This window comes from Moorena sp. SIO4E2, from assembly GCF_010671945.1.
GTDB lineage: Bacteria > Cyanobacteriota > Cyanobacteriia > Cyanobacteriales > Coleofasciculaceae > Moorena > Moorena producens.
The window spans coordinates 1-1,331 of the sequence record NZ_JAAHIE010001260.1; the positions used below are offsets into that span (position 1 = coordinate 1).

Consider the following 1,331-nt stretch of genomic DNA (forward strand, 5'->3'; position numbering starts at 1 on the left):
AATCCACGATTTAATGCGAGCCGCTCACTCCATTAAGGGAGGTGCTGCCAGTGTTGGGCTAGAGGCAATTAAAACCTTGGCTCATCGTCTCGAAGATATCTTCAAGGCTTTCTACAGCGACGAGGTAGTGGCGAATTTAATTCGCCACTGGAAAGCGCACCTATGAGAAAATCTCACTAATTCCTTTACACTAATTCCTTTACAAGGAAGTACTTTTGTACTACAATTTACCCAAGCAACTGATCCTCCTCAGCATTCCTACCCAGCTTAACCAAGCAGTGTTGCAGAGAGCTGAAGGAGCTTAAACAGTTAAAATGGATCAGTAATTATAGCCTGGCCTGATCCTTGCATTTGAGAGCCAGGAGGCTTGAGCTACACCGATGTTAACAAGGGACGGGATTTAACCGACCGTTGGCGTAATATAGTTTATTAGTCAAATCGGTGAAAACCCCTAATTTCAAGAAAACTAAAATTAACAGCACAGCTGTTGTTGAGCTCAGGTCAATCGTAGTTTGGCAAGAACCACCACAACAGTCTGAGCCAAATCCTACTTTGAGGTGCGACCCAAGGCCGGGTTCCCCGGCCATTGGAAAGCGCACCTTGAACGTTGCGTGTAGGCGGTCTTTAACTCCTTGAGCAACATCCCCTCTTAATTCCCCATGTTTCTTTAGGGGGAGAATTCAAACTACCTAATTAGTCCCGATACAGTATTTTTGAGGCATCCATGGCTACCCCAATCACAAACAGTCCTGAAAAAGAAAAAGCTCTGAACCTGGTACTAAAACAAATTGAGCGTAATTTTGGTAAAGGTGCCATCATGCGCTTGGGTGATGCCACCCGCATGAAAGTGGAAACAATTCGGAGTGGGGCAATTACCCTAGATTTAGCCTTGGGGGGTGGTCTGCCAAAAGGCCGCATTATTGAAATTTATGGTCCAGAAAGCTCTGGTAAGACAACCCTAGCCTTGCATGCCGTTTCAGAAGTCCAAAAAGCTGGGGGAGTTGCAGCGTTTGTTGATGCAGAACACGCCCTAGATCCTACCTATTCGGCAGCGTTGGGGGTTGACATCGAAAACCTTTTAGTATCTCAACCCGACACAGGGGAATCAGCCCTAGAAATAGTGGATCAACTGGTTCGTTCTGCTGCTGTGGATATCGTTGTTATTGACTCCGTAGCTGCTTTGGTACCCCGTGCAGAAATTGAAGGGGAAATGGGTGACAACCAAGTTGGGTTACAGGCGCGGTTGATGAGTAAAGCGCTGCGAAAAATTGCTGGTAACATTGGTAAGTCTGGGTGTACTGTTATTTTCCTCAATCAGCTACGACAAAAAA

1 protein-coding gene and 1 pseudogene are annotated in these 1,331 nt (G+C 46.1%); both read left to right on the plus strand.

Features of this window, described 5'->3' with window-relative positions; translation table 11 throughout:
• Positions 1 to 130 (plus strand): annotated as a pseudogene (locus F6K37_RS45200) (Hpt domain-containing protein); the annotation flags it as partial.
• A 594-nt stretch (positions 131 to 724) separates the two neighbouring features.
• A partial coding sequence (gene recA / locus F6K37_RS42740; RefSeq protein ID WP_287257266.1) for a recombinase RecA occupies positions 725 to 1,331 on the plus strand: 607 nt, incomplete at its 3' end.